At 67.8% G+C, this 16,491-nt stretch carries 14 protein-coding genes; 7 read left to right on the forward strand and 7 right to left on the reverse strand.

The annotated features are described in order from the left end of the window. Positions 1-3: 3 nt before the first annotated feature. Positions 4-903 (reverse strand): LysR family transcriptional regulator, encoded by a 900-nt coding sequence (locus ACT3S2_RS04695; protein ID WP_443384064.1) that lies wholly within the window; start codon positions 901-903, stop codon positions 4-6. A 175-nt stretch (positions 904-1,078) separates the two neighbouring features. Between ACT3S2_RS04695 and ACT3S2_RS04700 the strand changes: the two genes are divergently transcribed. Genes ACT3S2_RS04700 through ACT3S2_RS04710 form a run of 3 tightly spaced genes read left to right on the forward strand, consistent with a single transcriptional unit; the run spans position 1,079 to position 3,617 of the window. After that, positions 1,079-1,207 carry a hypothetical protein gene (locus ACT3S2_RS04700; RefSeq protein WP_443384065.1) on the forward strand — a complete coding sequence of 43 codons (129 nt, stop codon included), beginning with the start codon at positions 1,079-1,081 and terminating at the stop codon, positions 1,205-1,207. Beyond that, complete coding sequence (locus tag ACT3S2_RS04705; RefSeq protein ID WP_443384066.1) at positions 1,204-2,802, forward strand: aldehyde dehydrogenase family protein; 1,599 nt, start codon at positions 1,204-1,206, stop codon at positions 2,800-2,802. The genes ACT3S2_RS04700 and ACT3S2_RS04705 overlap by 4 nt, the downstream gene beginning before the upstream one ends. Then, positions 2,799-3,617, forward strand: a complete 819-nt coding sequence (locus ACT3S2_RS04710; protein ID WP_443384067.1) for an enoyl-CoA hydratase/isomerase family protein — start codon at positions 2,799-2,801, stop codon at positions 3,615-3,617. Before ACT3S2_RS04705 ends, ACT3S2_RS04710 begins: the two co-directional genes overlap by 4 nt. A gap of 111 nt (positions 3,618-3,728) precedes the next feature. Here the strand turns inward: ACT3S2_RS04710 and ACT3S2_RS04715 are convergent, their stop codons facing one another. From ACT3S2_RS04715 to ACT3S2_RS04725, 3 genes are all read right to left on the reverse strand, one after another. Next, positions 3,729-7,088 (reverse strand): S8 family serine peptidase, encoded by a 3,360-nt coding sequence (locus ACT3S2_RS04715; protein ID WP_443384068.1) that lies wholly within the window; start codon positions 7,086-7,088, stop codon positions 3,729-3,731. A 443-nt stretch (positions 7,089-7,531) separates the two neighbouring features. Continuing rightward, positions 7,532-8,359 carry a hydroxymethylpyrimidine/phosphomethylpyrimidine kinase gene (locus ACT3S2_RS04720; protein ID WP_443384286.1) on the reverse strand — a complete coding sequence of 276 codons (828 nt, stop codon included), beginning with the start codon at positions 8,357-8,359 and terminating at the stop codon, positions 7,532-7,534. A gap of 9 nt (positions 8,360-8,368) precedes the next feature. Beyond that, a complete protein-coding gene (locus ACT3S2_RS04725; protein ID WP_443384287.1) occupies positions 8,369-9,082 on the reverse strand; it encodes a TetR/AcrR family transcriptional regulator in 714 nt (237 codons plus the stop codon). Positions 9,083-9,241: 159 nt separating this feature from the next. Between ACT3S2_RS04725 and ACT3S2_RS04730 the strand changes: the two genes are divergently transcribed. Genes ACT3S2_RS04730 through ACT3S2_RS04740 form a run of 3 tightly spaced genes read left to right on the forward strand, consistent with a single transcriptional unit; the run spans position 9,242 to position 12,352 of the window. Then, positions 9,242-9,970 (forward strand): queuosine precursor transporter, encoded by a 729-nt coding sequence (locus ACT3S2_RS04730; RefSeq protein ID WP_443384288.1) that lies wholly within the window; start codon positions 9,242-9,244, stop codon positions 9,968-9,970. A gap of 25 nt (positions 9,971-9,995) precedes the next feature. Next, complete coding sequence (locus ACT3S2_RS04735; protein ID WP_443384289.1) at positions 9,996-10,685, forward strand: ABC transporter ATP-binding protein; 690 nt, start codon at positions 9,996-9,998, stop codon at positions 10,683-10,685. Next, on the forward strand, positions 10,682-12,352 hold the full coding sequence (locus ACT3S2_RS04740) for a DUF6297 family protein (protein ID WP_443384290.1): 1,671 nt from the start codon (positions 10,682-10,684) through the stop codon (positions 12,350-12,352). Before ACT3S2_RS04735 ends, ACT3S2_RS04740 begins: the two co-directional genes overlap by 4 nt. On the opposite strand, the gene tgt is transcribed toward ACT3S2_RS04740, so the two are convergent. Continuing rightward, the gene (gene tgt / locus ACT3S2_RS04745) at positions 12,349-13,665 is read right to left on the reverse strand and encodes a tRNA guanosine(34) transglycosylase Tgt (protein ID WP_444554216.1); all 1,317 of its coding nucleotides are present in this window, start codon (positions 13,663-13,665) and stop codon (positions 12,349-12,351) included. The two genes, ACT3S2_RS04740 and tgt, sit on opposite strands and share 4 nt — an antisense overlap. Positions 13,666-13,805: 140 nt before the next feature. Between tgt and ACT3S2_RS04750 the strand changes: the two genes are divergently transcribed. Continuing rightward, positions 13,806-14,873, forward strand: a complete 1,068-nt coding sequence (locus ACT3S2_RS04750; protein ID WP_443382923.1) for an FUSC family protein — start codon at positions 13,806-13,808, stop codon at positions 14,871-14,873. Positions 14,874-14,879: 6 nt separating this feature from the next. Here ACT3S2_RS04750 and ACT3S2_RS04755 read toward each other — a convergent pair whose 3' ends face one another. Together ACT3S2_RS04755 and ACT3S2_RS04760 are read right to left on the reverse strand one after the other, a co-directional pair. Then, complete coding sequence (locus tag ACT3S2_RS04755) at positions 14,880-15,797, reverse strand: DUF6707 family protein (RefSeq protein WP_443382925.1); 918 nt, start codon at positions 15,795-15,797, stop codon at positions 14,880-14,882. Between the two features lie 3 nt (positions 15,798-15,800). Continuing rightward, positions 15,801-16,340: an NUDIX hydrolase family protein gene (locus ACT3S2_RS04760; protein ID WP_443382927.1), complete on the reverse strand. Its 540-nt coding sequence runs from the start codon at positions 16,338-16,340 to the stop codon at positions 15,801-15,803. Between the last annotated feature and the right edge of the window lie 151 nt (positions 16,341-16,491).

Below are 16,491 nucleotides of genomic sequence, written 5' to 3' on the forward strand. Positions count from 1 at the left end.
GGGTCAGGACCGGAGCGCCTGGCGACGGCCCCGGGTCTCTGTCAGGAGCGCCTCGACGACCGCCTTCACGCCGGGCGAGCGCAGCGACTCCGTACGGGCCACCGCCGAGTAGGTGATGCCCCGTTCGAAGTCATCGGCCAGGACCGGAACGAACCCCGGGTCCTGGTGGACCACGTAGGAAGGCAGCATGCCGATGCCCCCGCCGGCGCGCACCGCCTGCAGCTGGGCGAAGATGCTGGTGGCCTGGAAGGCCGCCGCCGGGACCGGTAGCCCGGAGGAGCGGTAGTCCAGCTCCGCGACCTGCAGCTCCGAATCGACGTAGGAGACGAAACGGTGCCGGGCCAGGTCCGTCAGGGTCGCCGGTTCTCCGGCGTCGTGCAGGTACGCGGGGCTGGCGAACAACCGGAGGAAGTATCTGGTGAGGACCATGACTTCGGCCCGCGAATCCTCCACCCGCCCGGCGACGACCTCCAGATCGACCCCCGAACGGTTGCGGCTGGCCCGACGGGTGGCACTGAGCAGTTCGACCTTCAGCCGCGGGTGCTCCTGCTGGAGTCGGGCGATCGCCGGTGCGGCGATATAAGCACCGAAGGCATCGGAGGCATGGACGCGCACGACGCCGGACACCTCCTCCCCGCGCTGGCTGACCGCCGATTTGAGCTCCGTCAGGCTCGACTCGATCGATTCCGCGGCCCGGAGCGCATGGTGCCCCAGATCGGTCAGCTCCCACCCGGTGGAGGTCCGATCCAGGGTCCGGCCATCCAGTTGCCGGTCCAGGGCGGCGATGCGGCGGGACACCGTGGTGTGTGTGGTCTCCAGGGCCTCGGCCACCGCGGTGAAGCGACCCAACCGCGCGACCGTCAGCAGGATCAGCAGGTCATCGGGGCTGGGGGATCTGTTCATGGGGGCTCGTATCCATCGGGTATGTGCATATCTGCACAACGCTTATGCCTTTTTGGTGCTTGAGTGCACCGTAGCAGCATGTGATGCTGGTCATGGGCGGGGGACTCTCTCCGCATCACCGCTGACAGGCAGGCAGGCCAACACCGAGCGGGTGCTGACCGAACAGGTCTCGTCAATGTCCGAGACTCTGATGCAGGATGGGACGCAGGGGTTGGACTGTTCGGCGATCGTCCAGCTCGTCGACGGGACCCATCACGACACAACCGGCGATAACGACACATCGACCATCGGAGGCGCAGCATGAACCAGAACACCACCCCGCCCACCACGAACGGCCCCGCCGGCACCGACCCCCAGGCGGCTGCCCGCGCGGCCACGAACGAGGCCGCCGGCACCTCCGTGGAGGCCTCGCGCTCCACGGGCGCCGACATCCTGGACTGGCCGCAGTGGATCGACGGGGAGCGCGTGGACTCGGTCTCCGGGCAGTGGCGCGACGTCACCAACCCGGCCTTGCGTGATTCGGTCATCGCCCGGGTGCCCGCCTCCACCGTGGACGACGTCGAACGCGTGGTGGGTGCCGCACGCCGGGCATTCGGGGGATGGGCCGCCCAGCACTTCACCAGGCGGGCCCGCCCGCTGGCACTGATCGCCGATGACATCGAGGCGGAGACCGAGGAATTCGCCCGGCTGACCGCCCTGGACACCGGCAATGCGATCCGCACCCAGGCCCGTCCCGAAGTCGCTTCCCTGGTCTCCCTCTTCCGCTACTTCTCCGGCGTGGCCGGCGAATCCAAGGGCACCACCCTGCCCGCAGGCGATGACCAGCTGCAATACACCCGGCGCGAACCGCTGGGGGTCGTCGCCGCGATCCTGCCGTGGAACTCGCCGCTGATGATCGCCGGCTTCAAGATCCCGGCGGCCCTGGCCGCCGGGAACACCGTGATCCTCAAGGCCGCCGACGACGCCCCGCTGACGATCCTGAAACTGGCCGAGGTCTGCAACCGGCACCTGCCCGCCGGTGTGCTCAATGCGCTGACCGGTCGCGGGGCGGTCATCGGCGACGCGCTGGCCAAACATCCGGGGGTGGACAAGGTCTCCTTCACCGGATCCACCGAAGTCGGCCGCGGCGTCGCCGCCCAGGCCGGGGAACGGTTGGCCCACATGTCCATGGAGCTCGGCGGCAAGAACCCCTCGATCGTCTTCCCCGATGCCGTGGACGACCAGCTGGTGGACCAGCTGTTGCTCGCCTCGCGGTTCGCCCGCCAGGGCCAGAGCTGCACGGCCGGATCGCGGCTGTTCATCCACCGGGAGGTGTACGACGAGGTGCTCTCCGAACTGGTGCCGCGACTGGGCGCCATGAAGGTCGGGGACCCGCTGGAGGAAGCCAGCGACATGGGTGCGGTCATCAACGCCAAACAGCATGCCGGGATCACGGGGTACCTCGACGAGGGCCGCTCGATGGGCGGGTTGGAAACGCTCCTGGGCGGCAGCGCCCCCACCGAAGGTGAACTGACCCGTGGTTTCTACCATGTGCCCACCGTCTTCGGCGGGGGACGCAACGACTTCCGGCTGGCCCGTGAAGAGATCTTCGGGCCGGTGCTCATGGCCATCCCCTTCGACACCCGCGAGGAAGTCATCGAAATGGCCAACGACACCCACTTCGGGCTGGCCGCCTATGTCTTCAGCCACGATCTGGACCGCGCCCTGGACACCGCACATTCGCTGCAGGCCGGCTGGGTCCAGGTCAACCAGGGCGGAGGCCAGGTCGTCGGACAGACCTACGGCGGGTATAAGCAGTCGGGCATGGGACGCGAGGTCTCGTTGGAGGGCATGCTCGAAGGCTTCACCCAGACCAAGCAGATCAACGTGAAGCTGCGCCCGTCCAGCACCAGGTCATGAAGACCCCCGAGAAGGCCGCGGCGCCGAGCGGTCCAGGGATCACCGTCGGCGTCGAGGCAGGGGTCGGCACGATCACGCTGGTCAACCCCACCAAGCGCAACGCCCTGACCCGGGGCATGTGCCAGGACATCGCCGCCGCGGCGGCCGATCTGGATGACCGCCCCGATGTGGATGTGGTCGCCGTACGAGGGACCGGGGGAACCTTCAGCGCCGGGGTGTTCATCGGGGAGCTGCGCGACGTCATCCTGGACCAGGACGGCAGGACCGACCACCTCACCGCCGCGGACCAGGCACTCGCCCGGGTCGGCAAGCCGACCATCGCCGTCGTCCAGGGCCACTGCATGGGTGGGGGATGGCAGCTGGCCTCGGCCTGCGATTTCATTTTCGCCTCCACCGACGCCTCCTTCGGGATCACCCCCGCCAAACTGGGGATCATCTACCCGCGGGCCGGCATCGACCGCCTGGTGCGGCTGCTGGGCCCGGCCACGGCGAAATACGTGCTGATGAGCGCCCGGACGTTCGGGGCCCCGCGGGCCCGGGAGATGGGACTGGTCGCCGAGGTCGTACCCGCCGACGGGTTCGAGGACTCCGTCAGGGAGCTGTTCACCGAGCTCACCGCACGGTCGCGGTACTCGATGCTCACCACCAAGGAGCTCATCGACCGGGCCACCGACCCGGCCACGGACCCGGCGGAGCTGGCCGGTGCCTGGGAGACGGCCTGGACGGAAATGGCCGCCGGGCCCGATATCGACGAGGGGGTGGCCGCGTTCCTGGAACGCCGGGACCCGGACTTCGGCTGGAGGCCCGGCCGCTGAGCTGTCCCCGGCAGGCAACGCGGGTCGGCCGGATCCAACGCAACACAGCAGGTGCTCATGAAGGAGGGGCCGGCGGATCGAAATCCGCCGGCCCCTGCTTTCATGTAGCCGTTACTTCTTGGTGAAGGTCACGACCTGGGCCTTCTTGCCCGTCTTGTTGTGCAGGTGCAGGAACAAGCCCTCTTCCTGGTTGGCCTTCTTCTTCGCCATCATCCGCTTCTTCGGGAAGGCGTTGGAGTAGTCCTGGACGTGTGCCGTGAGCTTCTGGCCCGGCAGGTCGGCAAAGGCCGTCCCGGTTCCGGCGCCCTCGAACCACAGATCCGGATCGACCGCGTTGTAGGCGATCCAGTCGGTGGTGTCGACCGGGACCTGGGCCCCGGACTCATCGGCGTTGTACTGGCTCCACGTGCTGACCCGGTACTGGACCTGGCCCGAAGAATCCTCGGACACCCCGAGGGCATCCAACGAAACCGGCAGGCTCACGGCACTGGTGTCGAACGTGTTGGAGTCCGTCTCACCGGTCAGGCCGTTGGTCGGCCAGAGGTCGACCTGCTCACCGGTCTTCAGGTCCTGCGTTGCCGCCAGATCGAGATCGAGGCCATCGACGTTGGTGTTGAACGTGACGAAGTCGGGCTTGCCGTCCCCGTTGGTGTCGATTTCCACGTTGATCTCCGTCCCGCCGGCCAGGTGGGCCCAGTTGCCGTAGGTGCTGATACCGAAGTTCAGCAGACCGTCGGAGACCCCGTTGGTCGGGGCATCGGAGGCGGCACCGACATACTGCAGATCCATGGCGCGGGCGCCCGGGATCTCGTCGATGGCCTTGGGCAGCTTCTTGCTGGTGGCACCGAGCTCGAACGCCGAGACCAGGGACAGGACGCGCTCGTCACCGTTGCCGGTGAGCAGGCCCTTGCCCTTGAGCTTCACCGGGGCGGTGACCTTGCCCTTCTTGGTCTTGATGTTGTTGCCCTTCACCCGCATGTTGCTGGACGCCTTGGGCGCGGCTTGGACGGGAACGCGCAGTGCCGGCTGGCCCTTGGCGCGCAGTTCGATGCGACCGGTGGCGTCGGCGAGGTACTGGCGGTTCAGGCCCAGCTGCTGCTTCTCCATGGTCGGATCCATGGTCTTGGCGAACTTCTGGGGCTTGATCGTCAGGGTGACCTTGACCTTCTTGGACTTGCCCGGCTGGATGCTGACCTTATCGGTGCTCAGTGAATACGAAGCGCCGGGGATCGTGGTCGAGGGCACGTAGTCCAGACGGTAGTGCTGGGTCCACTTGGAGGTGTTCTGCACGGTGATCGAGCTGGTCTTCTTGATCTTCTTCTTGCCCATCTCCACGACGCCGAACGAGAGCGTCGTCAGATCCGGGGCATCCGTGGCGAACGCGTAGGCGGGGGTCTTGATCGCCGCATCGGCGATCACCCGACCGGAGCCGACGCGGTTCGGACCAAAAGTCTCGCCGTTATCGGCGGTGACGTCGGCCGTGGCCGTGTTCATCACCATCGACTTGACCTGGTAGGCGCTGTAGTTGCCGGAGCCGGCCACCAGGGCGGCGATGCCCGCGGTCAGCGGGGTGGACATCGAGGTGCCGGTCATCACGGCCGGGCCGTTTCCGGTACCCACGCCTGCCGAGCCGATGAGCGTGCCCGGTGCGGCGACGTCGGGCTTGACGACGCCGTTTGAACCGTGGACCCCGCGAGAGGAGCTGGAGTTCAAGGTGTCCAAGGCACCGGATTCGCCGGAGGCGGTTCCGATGAGGTCCTTGTCGAGCTCGAGCTTCAGCGTGCCGGCTTCGGCGGCCGGACGCAGCTTCTCGGAGTAGTCCTTATTGAGCTGCATGCCCGGGATCTTGTCGTTGCCGGCAATACCGGCGTCGAACACGCTGCGCGGTGAATCCAGGACGACGCCGGCGCCGCCGGCGGCCTCGATGTTGTTGAAGCGTGCTGCCGAACCGCAGGGGAAGTCGCCGTCTTCCTCCCACTGGATCCAGACCCACTTGCCGTCGAAGTCGGTGTCGGCCGGGAAGGCGTCGCAACCGAACTTATTCGAGGGGTCGGCCATGACGACTTCACCGGTGAGCTGCTCCTTGGAGGCATCGGTGTAGTCGAAGCTGGCCGAATACTGTCCGGCGGCGGTGCCGGCCACGTCATCGGGGGCCAGGACGTTGGCCCCGTCGAGGGTGATCTTCGAGCCCACCGTGTTGGCCACGGTCAGCGAGGAGCGGGCGTTGCCCGGTGAGCCGCCGACGTCGGTCACGTCACCGGCGTTGCCGGAGGCGACGACCGAGAGGATCCCCAGTTCCGCCAGTGCATCGACGATGTCGTTCTCCGGATCGTCCACGGGGGAGTGGTCCGAGCCGAGGGACATGTTCACGATCTGGGCGCGGTCGCTGAAGTCGCCGTCGCCGTTGGGGTCCAGGACGTAGTCCAGGGCCTGGCCCACCACGGAGGAGGATCCTCCGCAGCCGAAGACGCGGATGCCCACGAGCTGGGCCTCCGGGGCCGAGCCGGGGCCGATCTTCATCGAGGAGACGCCCTTGGCATCGAGCGTGGAGTAGTCCCCGTCGAACGTCCCGCCCTCGGCGTCCACCCCGTAGCCGGCGGCACTGCCGGAAACGTGGGTGCCGTGCCCTGCCGCCTGGCAGTCCAGCGGGTTGGCGTCCGGCTTCGGGACTGGCTGGTAGGTCGGGGAGGAGGGATCGGCGTTGTAGTCGTCACCGACCAGGTCCCAACCGCCGATGAACTTATCCGGATCGATCAGCCCCGAGTCGGGGCCGGGCAGGTCGTCGGAGGCCTGTGCCTTCTTATAGGCCTCCACGGTGCCGGGACCACCGAAGTCCGCATGCGTGTAGTCGACGCCGGTGTCGAGCACGGCGATGGTGACCCCGTCGCCGGTCTGGTCCAGACCCGACCAGGCGTTGAGTGCCTTGGTGTCGATGACCGAGCCCTTGTTGGTCGGGGACTTCGGCACGACCGCGGTGATCTTCACGACGTCGGAACGTTTGGACAGGGCGCGCAGGGCGTCGGCGTCCCCGCGCAGGGCGACGCCGGGAAGGGCGTTCGTGGTGGTGTAGACGACCTTCGATTTGGAGGCCTTCGCCGCGGAGGCACCCTGCGACTCGATGTTCTTGCGGATCTGCTTGACCTTGGTCTTGTTCTTGACCGGGGCCGACTTGCTGCGGGCCACGTTCGAGGGCTGGGTGGCCGCGAAGGCGCCTTCGCCACTGAACTGGACGTAGGCGGTGACCTCGCCCTTCTTGCTGACCATGGGCCCTGAAACCTTCAGGTCCTGCAGCGTTTTGATGTCCTGTTGATCCAATGAGGAACCCCCGAAGGCCTCTGCTTGGCTTCCGGGGGTTGAATTGATGTCTTTCGGTGCGGCATTGGCGGGAACCGACATGGTGGCGGCCAGGGCCAAGCCTGAGACCGCAGCCACGACGGAACGGGCCAGCCGTGGCCGATGCGAGTGATTCATGATGCTCCTTGTAACCGATTGGGCGGTTTCGGGGCACCGATGGGGCTGTTACCCCGGAGCGCCCCACGCCATAGCCTAAGTGAGTGTCGTCACAAGTCAAGGAGTTGCTTTAGAGTTTCCATCGCGCCGGAACGGCGCTGTTGGCGCGGTTTTGGTGTCAAAAAAGAGCGGGTGCGCGAGCGGCTCGGGCAGGCCCTTGCTGCTACCGGATGGTAGTCGGGGCGGGGCTATGACACCCCAGATCTCGGCAGGTCGGCACTGGAGGGTCCGAGGGCTGGTCGCCGCAAACTTTCAATGAGTCGGTGTCACGAAACCACACGAAGTGTGGACTTCCGCGGAAAGTGTTCACTGGAGGGACCTCGAGGACCGGTGCGGCCGCCAAAAAAGTCGTGGCGACGACCCCTCGATGAGGTGTCGTCGCCACGACCGTGCCGCGGGGCCGGTCAGGCGGTGATGCCTCCCTGCCAGAGGGCGTCGAACGGCGCGTGGGAGGCCATCCGGTGTTCGATACCTGCGGTGACGAAGGTCTTGGCGGCCCGGGCGGCTTCCAGCGGGGTGGCCCCCTTGGCCAGCTCGGCGGTGACGGCGGCAGCCAGCGAGCATCCGGCACCGGAAACGGCGACTTCGCCGATCTTGGGGGTGGACAGGACCTCGGTGGTCGTCCCGTCGTGGAATACGTCGACGGCGTCGCTGCCGGCCAGGCGGATTCCGCCCTTGGCCAGGACCGCGGCACCACTGGCCTCGTGGATGATGCGGGCGGCACGCTCGAGGTCCTCGACGCTGTCGATGGTGATGCCCGACAGGGATTCGGCCTCGAAATGGTTCGGGGTCACGAAGGTGGCCAGCGGCAGCAACGTGGATTTCAGTGCCTGGTCGGTATCCAGGGCATGTCCGGGCTCCTGGCCCTTGCAGATCAAGACGGGATCGAGCACGACGTTCTTCCACTGCTGGGCCCGCAGTGCGGTCGCGACCGTGTCGATCGTGGTCGGGCTGCCCATCATGCCCAGCTTCACCGTATCGAGCTGACCGGAATAGCAGGTCTGGATGGCCTCGAGCTGGTCGGCGATCACCTGGGGCTCCACGGGAACGAAACGGTGATCCCACCCCTGTTTCGGGTCGAAGGAGACGATGCAGGTCAGGGCCGTGATCCCGAAGGTTCCCAGCTGCTGGAAGGTCTTCAGGTCGGCCTGTGCCCCTGCCCCGCCGGTGGCTTCGGAACCGGCGATGGTCAGCGTGATGGCCGGGGAGGAATGCTGTTGCGTGGAAGTCATGCTCTCATTTTAGGGTGTTTCGTCGCGTTGCACGTTGCGGACGACCCCGATCACGTCATCGATGATGTGCCGGACCACCGGAAGCCTGGACAGAACGGCCAGGCGGGCCATCAGGGCCGCCGCATTCGCGGCCAGCCGGCGACTGCGATCGGCGTCGGGCGAGGAATCGTAGGCCCAGAAGATGATCAGGCCGCGTTGGACCAACCAGAGCAGCTCGGGCAGGTCGTCGCGGATCGCCAGGGGCGGTCGGGGCAGTGATGCGGCGACCGCCTGGCGCCACAGGGCGAACTCCTTGGCCCGGGTGACACCCGCCGTGGTGGTGGTGTCGGGGCTCATCGCCGCGCGGATCAACACGGAACCGAAATCGTGGAACGGGGCCACCGCGTCCAAGGCCGCATCCAGCACGATCCGGATGTTGTCCTGCAGGTTGTTGCCCGACAGCAGTAGTGGGCGGGCGGCACGCAACTGTTCATCGATCAGCCCGCGGGCCAGCTCCTGGACCAGATCCTCCTTGGAGGAGAAGTGGTAGTAGGCGTTGCCCGGGGAGACCCCGGCTTCCGCCGCGATGGCACGCATCGTGGTGCGGTGGAAGCCGTCGCGCGAGAACAATGCGAGGGCGGCTGTCTGGATCCGGGCCCGGGTGAGGGCTGATTTATGGGTCTTCGGTTCCATCGTTGCCTCGTCATCGCCGGGATCAAGCCCACCATAGCAAGTTTTGAACATGTTCAAAATATATTTCGTCCACGGCTTGCGACCGGAATCCCGGGCCGGCCGTGGACATGGGAGAATGGGAGGCGTCAAGTGCTAATACAGCGGGCGGCGGACCCGGGGCGACCCGGAGCACCCTGCCTGGCGAACCACTTCCAGAAGGGGAACCACCTCATGCCCGCCACCTCCGGCGACTCCGTCAACACCATGCCCACCGAACCGACGACGGGACGCGCCCGCCAGGCCGTCTTCGCCTCCGCCGGAAGCCCCTACTTCTCGGCCGTGCTGGCCCTGATGGCCGTGGTGGTCATCCTGTCCAACATCGGCGCGACCAAGGGGGTGAGTTTCGGACCGATCATCACCGACGGGGGTTTCTTCCTCTTCCCGCTGGCGTACATCCTCGGCGACGTCGTCAGCGAGGTCTATGGCTTCAAGGCGGCCCGTCGGGCGATCATCATCACCTTCCTGCTGGCGGCGTTCGCGACCTTCTGCTTCTGGGTGATCATCATGTTGCCCGCCGCGGATTTCTACCACGGTCAACAGGAGCTGGAACGGACCCTGGGCCCGGTTTGGCGGATCGTGGCCGCCTCGCTGTGCGGGTTCCTGGTCGGCCAGACCCTGAACTCATATGTCCTGGTGAAGATGAAGGACCGCTTCGGGGAAAAGGGGCTGGTAGGACGGCTGATGGGCTCCACCGGGGTGGGGGAATTCGCCGACACCCTGATCTTCTGCTCGATCGCCGCCTCGGTGATCGGCATCGCCGACGCCGGACAGTTCATCAACTACGTCCTGGTGGGGTTCGTCTACAAGACGGGGGTGGAGTTCCTCTTTGTGCCGATCACCACGCTGGTGATCCGCTGGTTCAAGCGCCACGAACCCACCTACGGCCAGAGCCGGAGCTGAGACGGGGGCCGGTACGCTGGGCGGTATGGATACGCAGGACGCCCCATTGCTGACCGCCCGGGAACTGGTCGCCGGTTACGGCGAATTCGAAGTCTGCGGACCCCTGGATCTGGTGTTCGACCGGGGAGACGCCCTGGGGATCGTCGGGCTGAATGCCGCGGGGAAGTCCACCCTGTTGCGCACCCTCATCGGCCGTCAGCCCCCACTGGCCGGTACGGCCTCGGTGCTGGGGGTCTTCACCGACGACACCTCCCACATCCACCGCCGGATGATCTCCGCGGTCTTCGACGAGGACGCGTTCTTCGATTCGCTCACCGTGGAGGAACACCTGCAGCTCATCGCCTCGGGGCACGAGGTCCCCGACGGGCAGGAAGCCGTGGAGCGGGAACTGGAATTCTTCGAACTCACCACGGCCCGCCACGCCCTGCCCGGGGCCCTGTCCTCGGGCCAACGCCGCCGCCTGCTGCTGGCCGCCGGGATGATCCGGCCCAGCGAACTACTGGTCCTGGACGAGCCGGAACAACGACTGGACCCGCCGATGCGCGCGAAACTCGCGGTGAGGTTGCGGGCCCGGATCGACGATGGCGGGGCGGTCCTGCTGGTCACCCACGACGCCATCCTGCTCACCACGGTGGTGGACCATTGCCTGATCGTCGACGAGGGACTGCGTTTCGCCACCGCAGCCGAAGGCGCCGCGGCCATCGGCGGAGCATGAGCGTCCACGCCTCCGGGGCGGGACGGTCCCTTCCAGCATGGGTCCCCGGGGGCCCACCCTCGGACTTCGACCCGGTCGCGGCCACCCACCGGCTGCGCCGGGATCGCCGTCGGGCGCAGCGGCCCGACCGCTGGAGCGATTTCTACATCACCTTCTTCGGGGCCGTCATCCTGTTGGCCTACCTCTCCGGCGTCGTCCAATTCCTGGCCCAGGGCATGCGCGCATCGGCCGCCGGATCCCTGGTCCGCGAGGGCATCGCCGTCGTCCCGGGGGCCGACGCCGGCTCGGCCCTGCTGCTGCTGGCCCTGCTGGGGGTGGCGTCCCTGCTGAGCCGGATGGGGCCGGTGGCCGTGGACCGGGCCCAGGGCCTGTGGTGGTTCTCGCTGCCGGTGGACCGGGTGCCGATGCTCGCCCGGCAGCTGCGGAACCGGTTGGTCTGGGTCTTCATCGTCGGCGCCGTGCTCTGGCTGCCGTTGGGCCTCTCCGCCGGAACCGCCTCATACAACGGATTCAGCGGCCCGCCGCTGGGCGAACTGGCCGCCGGCAGCTTCACGCTGGGCGCCGAATTCGTGTTGGTCGGACTCCTGGTGGCGGCCGGCCAGATCCTGCATCTGCGCCCGATGGTCGGCAGGGGGCTCCGGGTCCTGGGCGGCCTGATCGTCCTAGCCTACGCCGTGGACGCGATCCTCCGGGCCGCCGGAACGGCCAGGTTGCTGACCCCGGGGATCTGGGCGGGCCTGCCCTCGGCGTGGCCATCCACGGGGAACTGGGCCATCCCCGCGGCCCTGCTGCTGGTGGCCCTGGTGGGCTGGGCGGTGGTGCGTCCGTTGCTGGGGCGGATCCCCACCTCGGAGCTGCTCGAGGCCGGTGGAATCAGCGGACACGCGGGGAACTCACTGGCCCTGCTCGACGCCCGGTCGCTGCTGGGCTCCTTTGCCCACGGCCCCCGCCGGCGCAGCCATGTCCGTGATCCCTGGCCCCGGATGATCCCCGCACGCTTCACCGGCGCCCCGGTGGGGGCCCTGCTGCGGGCCGAAGCGCTGGTCCTGCTGCGCACCGGTCCGGTGTGGGGCCGGCTGGTGATCAGTCTGGCCCTGCTGGCCGGGGCCGTCACCGCCCGCGGCGGGGGCACCGCCGTCGTACTATGCGTGGCCATCGCGGTATCGGCGACCCTGGCCGGGCAGGCCGCCGGGGTGGCGGCGGCCGAGGCGGCCCGGGTGCCGGGGCTGGACGCCCTGCTGCCCCTGGATGCGAAGTCCGCGCGCAAGGCCCACGGGTTGCTTCCGGCGATCGTCTTGAGCGCTTGGGGCGCACTGGCCGGGGCCATCCTGGGGTGGGCGCTGGTCGGACCGGGCGCGCCGGGACAATGGATCCTGCTGATCGGAATCGGGGTGTTCTGCGGGATCGGCGTGGCCGGAGGATCCCTGCGGCTGGCCTACCGGCCCGAACTGGATTGGGATGCGGTGTTGCAACGCCAGATGTTCGGCCGCGGCGCCCTGCCGCTCATCGGCCATGCCGTCCACGGGCCGGAACTGATGCTGATCGCCGTCGTCCCGTGGGCCCTGGCGGTGCTGGGGGCAGCGATTCCCGCCGTGCTGCTGGTGCTCGCGGTGGGCCTCGGGGTGGGCGCTTGGTTCGCCGGGACGTACCGCCCCCGGCCTGCCTAGAGGCCCTGCGGGTCGGGGGCGCCAGCGTAATAGGCGGCCAGCGTGGACTCCTTCAACGCGGCGAAGGTACCGTCTTCGATCGCCTCACGGGCCCGGTCCACCATCGAGACCACGAAGTATTCGTTGTGGATCGAGATCAGCGTGTGGCTGACCAGTTCCTTCGCCTTGAACAGGTGATGGATGTAGGCGCGGGAATAATGCGTGCACGTGTAGCAGCGGCAGCCTTCCTGCAGCGGGGTGAAATCGGCGCGGTAGCGGCGTCCCGAGAGGTTGAACCGGCCGTGGGCCGTGTAGAACGCCGAGTTGCGGGCCACCCGGGTGGGGGAGACGCAGTCGAAGGTGTCGGCACCGTTCTCGATGGCCGTGAAGAGGTCATCGGGCTCCGAAATGCCCAACAGGTGCCGTGGCTTGTCCTCGGGCAGTTCCTCCGAACACCAGCCGACGATGGTGCCCAGGTTCTCCTTCTCCAGGGCCCCGCCGATGCCGAAGCCATCAAAGGGCATGTCCCCGAGATCCCGGCAGGCCTTGCGCCGCAGATCCTCATACTGGGCGCCCTGGATGACCCCGAAGAGCGCCTGGTAGGGCTTGGGGAAACGTTCGTCGGTGAGCCGGAAGTGCTCGATGATGCAGCGTTCGGCCCAGCGTCGGGTCCGCTCCAGGGATTCGACCTGGTAGCCCCGCGAATTATGCAGGGTCGTCAGCTCGTCGAAGGCGAACATGATGTCCGCGCCGATCCGGTGCTGCACGCCCATGGAGATCTCCGGGGAGAAGCGGTGCCGGTCCCCGTTGAGGTGGGATTTGAACCAGACCCCGTCCTCGTCGACATTGGCCAGGCGTTCCTTGCCGGGGGCCACGGTGTCGTCGCCCCCTGCGGCGGCGGCACCTTCCATGTCGATGACCTTCTTGAACCCCGAGCCCAGGCTCATCACCTGGAAGCCCCCCGAATCGGTGAACGTGGGTCCGGGCCAGTTCATGAACGCCCCCAGCCCGCCGGCGGCGTCGAGGAGGTCCGAGCCCGGCTGCAGATACAGGTGGTAGGCGTTGGCCAGTACGGCCTGGGCCCCCAGCTCGGCCACGGCTTCGGGCAGCACGGCCTTCACGGTGGCCTTGGTCCCCACGGCGATGAACGCCGGGGTGCGGATGTCCCCGTGCGGGGTGCGAATGGTGCCGGTGCGTCCCAGCGAGGCGGATCCGTCGGCGTGGGTCAGCCGGGTGCCGACCTCGAAGGAGAACGCGTCCTGGCGTGGATGCGGGGCCACGGCGATCGCGGGGTCCGACGCCGGGGCCTCGGGGGCGGAGGCGGCGGTCGTCACGTCAGGAGGGGAATCGGTTTCAGACACCCCACCATTTTGCCCCATGCCGACGGGACGTTGTGACGAACGCGCCAGCGATGACCCCGCGACCGCGGGCCGGCGGGTCATAGGGTGGATGCAGACACCAACCCAGGAGAGCAGTGGACGACTCATTGACGCTGCGTCGACTGCTGACGCTGGGACCCGGCGACAAGGACCCGTGGATCGGGGTGCGCTGCGGTCTGGGAGTGTTCCTGCCATTGGCTGTGCTGTTGGGCCTGGGCCGGCTGGACCTGGCGATCTTCGCGATCTTCGGGGCCTTCACCGGGATCTTCGGACGCGTTCCCGGCCACCGCGACCGGCTGCGCTCGCAGGCCAGCGCCGGGGTGCTGTTCGTGGTGCTCATCGGTGCCGCCTGGGCGGTGAACGTGCTCCTGGTCGACCATGATTCCCCGGCCGGGGGATGGGTGATCGTGGGGCTGACGACCCTGGTGGCCTGGGCGTGTTCGCTGGCCACCGGATTCGCCCAATTGCGGCCCGCCGGCTCCCTGTTCCACATCTTCTGCTTTGCCGCGATCGCCTCCATCCCCGAGATCCCCGGGCTCGGGATGGTCCTGGTCACCGCGATCGCCACGGTGACGTCGTGCGTGCTCCTCGGACAGCTTGGACGCGTCTCCGCCGGACGGCGGACCCCGTGGAACGTCGGCGGGCTGCGGCCGCAGAGCCCCGCGGTCCAGCTGGCCATCAAGGTGGAATCCATCGGGTACCTCGTGGCCGCGGGGCTGGCCGGGACGGTCGCCCTGCTGGTGGCCCCGGTGCTGGGCACCGGCCACCCCTACTGGGCGATGGTCGCCGCCGTCGTCCCCCTCGTGGGACACACCACCCGCCACCGCATCGCCCGCGGGCTGCACCGCGTGTTGGGCACGCTCACCGGGTTGGGCGTCATGGCACTGATCATCCTGGCCGAACCGAGCCCGTGGATGATCATCCTCTTCCTCGGCCTGGCCCAGTTCGGCGCGGAAATGCTCATCACACGGAACTACTTCTGGGCGCAGGTCTGCGTCACCCCGCTCGCCCTGGTCGGCATCTCGCTGGTGGCGGGCATGAGCACGCAACTGCTCTACGACCGGATCCTGGAAACGGTCATCGGCTCGGTCATCGGGGTGGCCGTCGCCCTGGCAGGCTCGGCACTGCGCCGACGCCTGCCCTTCGCTGCGCCCGTCGGCTGAACCGGGTCAGTCGGGGGCGTCGGCGTCGTCGGCCGCCTGCGCGGCCTCCTGCTGTCCCGGTCCGTCGATGGAGCGCAAGGTCTCCAATTCGTTGTCGACCATGCGCTGGAGCTCCTCGCGGGTCAGCGCCCGCGACCCGCCGTGTGCCAGCAGATACAGCAGCGCGTCGAGCCGCTCGATCCGCCAGGAGCGGATGGCCACCAAGTCACCGGCGGCGGTGGCCCGGTGGATTTCGCGGTCGAAGAGGTTCGGCTCGTCGAGTTGGCGTTGGCGCAGCTCGGCCGTGAGCTTGTCCTTCAGCGGGTCCTCCTCGATGTGGTCGGTGACCCGCAACGATTCCGAATACCGGTGGGAGGCCTCGGAGTCCCCGTCGGTGGCGGCGAGGTAGGCGGCAATCGCCAGAGCCGACTGGATGGACTTCCACCGCCCGAAGTTCCCGTCGAAGGGAAGTTCCGTCAACACGCCCAGGGCCCGCCACACATTCGGCTGGTCGTCGAGCTCGACGAAGAGCAGATGGGCCAGATCGCGGACGTCCTCCAGCTGGGCCCCGGATTTCGGGTTGAAACCGCGGCTGAGCTTGGCGATGGGGGCCAGCACCCGCTGGTCCCACGGATATTCGCGGGCGATGGAGATCAGGATGGCCTCGGGCGAGCCGTCCTCCACGGGGATCACCGTCAATTCATCCAGGGTGGCCTCCGGCGGTGGTTCCACGGTGTGGACGCGGATGGTCGAGCCATGGGCGATGGTGACCTTCTGGCCGTTGTCCAGCGTGGCTTCGATGTAGGCCGGGGTGCCGAAGCTGTCCGGAACGGTCCGGACGCCGGTCACCGGCAGGCTCGGGGACCCCGTACGGGTGATGAACCGGTTTCCCGGAGCCACTTTTTCGGCGCGAACGGCCCGGATGTAGTCATGCTGCAAGGTCACTACCTACTCGCACCAGCCCGCATGGGCCAGCGCCTGTCGAAGGATGTTGGCGCGGCCACCGGCGAATTCGTCACGGATGGAGGGGCTCAGGGCCTCGCTCGGGGTCAGCCAGGTCAATTCGAGGGCGTCCTGGCGGGGACTGCATTCGCCCCGGACGGGGATGACATAGGCCAGGGCCACGGCATGCTGGCGTTCGTCGGTCAGCCCGGTTTCCGAGGGGGAGGGGAAGTACTCGGCGACGGTGAAGGGCACGGGGCTCAACGGCAGTTGCGGCATCGCCAGCGGGCCGAGGTCCTTCTCCATGTGGCGCACCAGGGCGGCGCGGATGGTCTCGCGGTACATGACCCGACCCGAGACGAAGGTGCGGGTGAAGTGCCCTGCGGCGTCGGCGGTGTAGAGCAGACCGACCTCGTTGACATAGCCCAGCGGGTCCAAGCGGACCGGAATCGCTTCGACGTAGAGCATGGGCAGGCGTTGCCGGGCCTCATAGAGGTCTTCTTCAGAGAGCCAGCCGGGATTGGGGTCCGGGGTACGAACGTTCATACCCCCATGTTTATCGCATCCACCCCGACACTTCACGCCCCCATTCCGGGACGTGACGGATTGACGGAAAAGGGCTGTGGGGTGGATCACTGGTCAAACTGCCGGGTCACGTGATGGTTTATCGTGGTTCGGAACCCTCGATCACTTCTTC

The sequence above is a fragment of the Arthrobacter sp. AOP36-A1-22 genome, from assembly GCF_052377615.1.
Classification (GTDB): domain Bacteria; phylum Actinomycetota; class Actinomycetes; order Actinomycetales; family Micrococcaceae; genus Arthrobacter_H.

Coding starts and splice junctions, on each gene's coding strand:
- ACT3S2_RS04695 (WP_443384064.1), bottom strand. CDS start 903: ATGAACAGATCCCCCAGCCCCGATGACCTGCTGATCCTGCTGACGGTC.
- ACT3S2_RS04700 (WP_443384065.1), top strand. CDS start 1,079: ATGTCCGAGACTCTGATGCAGGATGGGACGCAGGGGTTGGACTGTTCG.
- ACT3S2_RS04705 (WP_443384066.1), top strand. CDS start 1,204: ATGAACCAGAACACCACCCCGCCCACCACGAACGGCCCCGCCGGCACC.
- ACT3S2_RS04710 (WP_443384067.1), top strand. CDS start 2,799: ATGAAGACCCCCGAGAAGGCCGCGGCGCCGAGCGGTCCAGGGATCACC.
- ACT3S2_RS04715 (WP_443384068.1), bottom strand. CDS start 7,088: ATGAATCACTCGCATCGGCCACGGCTGGCCCGTTCCGTCGTGGCTGCG.
- ACT3S2_RS04720 (WP_443384286.1), bottom strand. CDS start 8,359: ATGACTTCCACGCAACAGCATTCCTCCCCGGCCATCACGCTGACCATC.
- ACT3S2_RS04725 (WP_443384287.1), bottom strand. CDS start 9,082: ATGTTCAAAACTTGCTATGGTGGGCTTGATCCCGGCGATGACGAGGCA.
- ACT3S2_RS04730 (WP_443384288.1), top strand. CDS start 9,242: ATGCCCGCCACCTCCGGCGACTCCGTCAACACCATGCCCACCGAACCG.
- ACT3S2_RS04735 (WP_443384289.1), top strand. CDS start 9,996: ATGGATACGCAGGACGCCCCATTGCTGACCGCCCGGGAACTGGTCGCC.
- ACT3S2_RS04740 (WP_443384290.1), top strand. CDS start 10,682: ATGAGCGTCCACGCCTCCGGGGCGGGACGGTCCCTTCCAGCATGGGTC.
- ACT3S2_RS04760 (WP_443382927.1), bottom strand. CDS start 16,340: ATGAACGTTCGTACCCCGGACCCCAATCCCGGCTGGCTCTCTGAAGAA.